Source organism: Elstera sp. (assembly GCF_044372965.1).
Lineage (GTDB): Bacteria > Pseudomonadota > Alphaproteobacteria > Elsterales > Elsteraceae > Elstera.
In genome coordinates, this window is sequence record NZ_JBILQX010000233.1 from 1 (window position 1) to 4,580 (window position 4,580).

General features: G+C 60.1%; 6 protein-coding genes. 1 reads left to right on the plus strand and 5 read right to left on the minus strand.

Features of this window, described 5'->3' with window-relative positions:
* Positions 1–5: 5 nt before the first annotated feature.
* Positions 6–593 (minus strand): GNAT family N-acetyltransferase, encoded by a 588-nt coding sequence (locus ACIQ36_RS18510; RefSeq protein ID WP_395832080.1) that lies wholly within the window; start codon positions 591–593, stop codon positions 6–8.
* Between the two features lie 249 nt (positions 594–842).
* Between ACIQ36_RS18510 and ACIQ36_RS18515 the strand changes: the two genes are divergently transcribed.
* Complete coding sequence (locus ACIQ36_RS18515; protein ID WP_395832082.1) at positions 843–1,808, plus strand: LysR family transcriptional regulator; 966 nt, start codon at positions 843–845, stop codon at positions 1,806–1,808.
* Here the strand turns inward: ACIQ36_RS18515 and ACIQ36_RS18520 are convergent.
* The 4 genes from ACIQ36_RS18520 to ACIQ36_RS18535 all read right to left on the minus strand — a co-directional run.
* Complete coding sequence (locus tag ACIQ36_RS18520; protein WP_395832084.1) at positions 1,798–2,580, minus strand: ABC transporter ATP-binding protein; 783 nt, start codon at positions 2,578–2,580, stop codon at positions 1,798–1,800. The genes ACIQ36_RS18515 and ACIQ36_RS18520 overlap by 11 nt on opposite strands.
* Entirely contained in the window at positions 2,577–3,428 is an 852-nt protein-coding gene (locus ACIQ36_RS18525; protein WP_395832090.1) for an ABC transporter ATP-binding protein, read from the minus strand. Before ACIQ36_RS18525 ends, ACIQ36_RS18520 begins: the two co-directional genes overlap by 4 nt.
* 10 nt (positions 3,429–3,438) lie before the next feature.
* The gene (nikC, locus tag ACIQ36_RS18530; protein WP_395832086.1) at positions 3,439–4,347 is read right to left on the minus strand and encodes a nickel transporter permease; all 909 of its coding nucleotides are present in this window, start codon (positions 4,345–4,347) and stop codon (positions 3,439–3,441) included.
* Positions 4,347–4,580: ABC transporter permease subunit (locus ACIQ36_RS18535; RefSeq protein ID WP_395832088.1), on the minus strand; the 234-nt coding region annotated here is incomplete at its 5' end. The genes nikC and ACIQ36_RS18535, both read right to left, overlap by 1 nt.

Below are 4,580 nucleotides of genomic sequence, written 5' to 3' on the forward strand. Positions count from 1 at the left end.
CCGCCTTATGCGCTCATTCGTTGTACCCGTTCCCGCGGCACGACCTTCGCAGGCCGCGCCATCGAATGTTCCAGAACCCCCGGAACATGCCATGCCCCTTCAGGGCGCAGCAGAACCACATCATCCGCCCCGTACCGAATTGCCTCCGGGTGGGGATCGAACTCAACCACAACCGCCACATATTCCGCATCCGAAAAATGGAACGGCGGATGATTGGTCTGATTGAACCCATGACGGCGCCAGAACCGCAGAAGACGCTTCTGTGCATGGCCGTATACTTTCGTATAGCCCTTCCGCCGACAAAAATCGAATCCGAAATCAACGGCTGCCTCGGTGATTACGGTACCGCGGTACTCCGAACGCACGGCAAACCGTTCAAATTTAACAAATTCAGCAAAGTAACGTAATCGTATTGTCGCAGCCGGTTCGCCGTCAACAAAACCAATTATATGAGTTGCCGTATTATCATTGCCGTCAAATTCTTCGTGGAAGGGGCATTTTTGCTCACCACAGAAAACAGCGGAGCGTATCATATAAGCCATTTCTCGCTCTTCGGCGGTACCGGCCACTTTTACAGTGTATTCCATAGCCATTCTGACCCCCTTTTATTGAAAAAATACGTATGTATTCGCGTCCAATCACTGTACTGCGCATCAAGGTATCGACGTAACGGAGATAACTTGATACCCATATGCATTATTGCATAGCTCACCCCTATTAACACTTATGGTCCAAGAAGAAATTCTAATACCCATGCGTTTTTTCGAGACCTGCGTGCCGCTAAACCCTACCGTTGAAAAACAAACCCCGGCACCCACCGGGTTCCCTGAGAGGAGGGAATAATGACGTCCATCTCCGACCCGAATGCGATTGTAGTCGACCCCGCGCTGATCGGCGAAATTGACTGGAATGATCTGCGGTATTTTCTTGCGGTAAGCCGAACGGGGAGCTTTTCGCGCGCTGCAAGCACTTTGAATACCCATCAAAGTACAGTGAGCCGCCGTATCCAGATTCTGGAGGATCGCTTGCGCAGTCGGCTCTTCAGCCGCACCGCCCAAGGCGTCGTTCCCACCCGCGAGGGCCAAGCCTTGATCTATCAGGCCGAACGGGTCGAGGCGATTATGTTCGATCTCAGGCGTCAGATCGCCGGGGGCAATACCCGCCTGACCGGCGCAGTGCGCATCGGCACCACCGACGGGTTCGGCGTTTACTGGATTACGCCCCGCCTGCCCGAGCTAACGGCGGCCCACCCCGGCCTGATGATCGACGTGCGCTGCTCGGAGTTTGATCCCAGCTTAGAGCGGCTTGAGGCCGATATCATCCTGCGCCTCGGGGACGAGGTGCAAGAACCCAACAGCCATAATGAAACGCTGGGGCATATGCCGTTTCGCTTCTATGCCTCGCGCGACTATCTCACCCGCGCGGGCACGCCGACAACCTGGGATGAGATCATCAATCAGCACCGCATTGTCGTGCATGATCATTACCCGACCGATGGCCCGTGGAAACCGTGGAGCGAACTCGCCCGCCACCCGCAGCATGTGGCCTACCGCACGAACTCGTCGGCAGCGCTGGTTGAAGCCACCAATTCCGGGCTCGGCATCTCGCTGATGTCCGCTTACATCCACAATAAATTGCCGACGTTGATTCCGCTGATCGACCCGCCGGGCTGGCAACGGCCCTCGCTGCCGGTTGTGCTCGTCTATCACCACGATATGCGGCGGACGAAGCGGGTGGAGGTGGTCATCCGCTTCCTGCGCGATGCGTTTCGCGCCTGGGTTCAGGAGGATCTGCCGATTATAAGTTAAGCAAATCCACCGCCGCGCGATCGTATCCCCGGCTCGCCGTCAGAAGCTGGCGTGTGTAGGCGTGGCGGGCAGTGCCGCTGCGGATGAGTTCCATCGCCGCCGTTTCCACAATCTCGCCGTGACGCATGACTGCCACCGCGTCGCACATATTGCTGAGCACGGCGAGGTTATGGGTGACGAGCAGATAGGTGAGGCCTTTCTCCGCGCGCAAACGCCGCAGCAGATTGAGAATTTCCGCCTGCACCGACACGTCGAGCGCGCTGGTCGGCTCATCGAGCAGCAACACGCGCGGCTCTAGAATCAGCGCGCGAGCAATGGCAACGCGCTGGCGCTGCCCGCCGGAAAGCTGGTGCGGATAGCGGAAGCGGAAGGATTGCGGCAGGCCCACATCGCGCAAGGCTTGTTCGATCCGCGCGTCGCGGTCACCGAGCCCGTGCACCGTTAAGGCTTCATCCAACACCCGATCGATGGTATGGCGCGGATGCAGCGAGCCGTAGGGGTCTTGGAAGACCATTTGCAGCTTCTTATGGAAGCTTTTAGTGCGGTTACGCCCTTGGCGCTCGCCGTCGATCACCACATCGCCGGTCCAATCGGGGTTGAGGCCCGACAGCGCCCGCAGCACGGTGGATTTCCCCGAGCCGGATTCGCCGACGATGCCGAAGCAATCGCCTTCCGGAACAGTAAAGGAGATGGATTTCACCGCCTGCACTTCCCGCGCGCCGGTGCGGAAGGTGATCGTGAGATTGGCGACATCGATCATCGGGCGGCTCATGCCAGAATCTCCGTCATCCAGGCGGGGTCACGGTTCAGGGTCGGCAGGTCCACGGGCGCGCCATCGAGACGCGGCAGGGCGCTCAGCAGCCCCTGGGTATAGGGGTGTTTGGCGTTCATCAGGTCTTTCGCTGCCAACTGCTCCACAATCCGCCCGCCGTACATCACCAGCACCCGGTCGCAGAAGGAGGCGACCAGATTGAGATCGTGGCTAATGAAAATCAGCCCCATGCCGCGCTGGGTGACGAGATCGTCGAGAATCGCCAACACCTGAAGCTGCACGGTGACGTCGAGCGCGCTGGTCGGCTCGTCGGCGATCATCAGATCGGGGTCGGGAATCAGCATCATGGCGATCATCACGCGCTGGCCCATGCCGCCGGAAATTTCGTGCGGATAGGCGCGGTAAACGCGCTCCGGGTCGCGGATTTTCACCGCCTCCAACATGGCGAGCGCTTTAGTGCGGGCGTCGCTGCGGCTCAGGCGTTGATGGGCGAGCAAGGCTTCTTCGATCTGCCGACCGATGGTCATGACCGGGTTCAACGAATATTTCGGGTCTTGCATGACAAGGCTGATGCGCTTGCCGCGAATCTGCCGCAGCGCCTTCTCGTCAGCGCCTTGCAAATCGATGCCATCGAACAAAAGCTTGCGCGCGACAACCTCCCGCGCTGCCGGAATAAGCCGCAGAATCGAGCGCCCGGTAAGGGATTTACCGGAGCCCGATTCGCCGACGATGCCGAGCTTCTCCCGGCCCATCGAAAAACTCACGCCGCGCACGGCTTCGAAGATGCCATCGGCGGTATCGAAGCGCACGCGCAAGTCTTCCACCTCAAGCAGGGGGTTTTGAGTCATCATCGGCCCCTTATTTTTGCTTCGGGTCGAACACGTCGCGCAACCCGTCGCCCAAAAGATTGAACCCGAGGCTGACGATCAGAATGGCAAGGCCCGGCATGGCCGCCACCCACCATTGATCGAGAATATAGCGCCGCCCGGCGGAGATCATCGCGCCCCATTCCGGCGAGGGCGGCTGTGCGCCAAGGCCAAGGAACCCAAGCCCCGCCGCCGTCAGAATGATTCCGGCCATATCGAGCGTGACGCGCACGATCAGCGACGAGAGGCACAGCGGCACGATATGGCCCGAGAGAATGCGCAAGGGCGAGGCCCCCAGCAGCCGGGCTGCCGCGATAAAGTCCGACTGGCGCACCGTGAGCGTTTCGGCACGGGCCATGCGGGCATAGGGCGGCCAGGAGGTAATCGCGATGGCGATGACGGCATTTTCAATCCCCGGCCCGAGCGCGGCAACGAAAGCCAGCGCCAGAATGAGGCGCGGAAACGCCATGAAAATGTCCGTAATCCGCATCAAGGCGGCATCGACCCAGCCGCCGAAATAGCCCGCCAGCACGCCGACCGCGAGGCCAACCGGGGCCACGATCACCGCGACGAGCGCAACAACCGTCAGCGTGATCCGCGCGCCCCACAGAATACGGGAAAGAATATCGCGGCCAAGATCGTCGGTGCCCATCCAATGCAGCGCACTCGGCGGCAGCAAACGGTTATCGAGGTCTTGCAGCACCGGCGAATAGGGGGCGATCCAGGGGGCGAGGGCGGCAATCACGATCAAGCCGACGACAATCGCCAGGCCCACGAGGGCGAGTGGATTGCGGCGCAACGCAAGCCACCGCCGATAGGCTTGGCCAAAATGGGCCTGTCTCCGGCTTTTCGGATCGGAACTCAGCAGCCAGGCGCGCAAGGTAAGGGCTTCGGTCGCCATTATTTCGCCCTCGGGTCGGCGATTCGATAGAGCGCATCGCAAAATAGGTTAATGCCGATGAAGGTAACGCCGATAATCAGCGTTCCGCCCAAAACGGCGTTCATATCGGCGTTCAGCAGCGAGGCGGTGATATAGGAGCCCAGCCCCGGCCAAGCGAAGACGGTTTCGGTCAGCACCGAGCCTTCCAGCAAATGGGCGTAGGAGAGCGCGATCACGGTAATCAGCGGCACGGC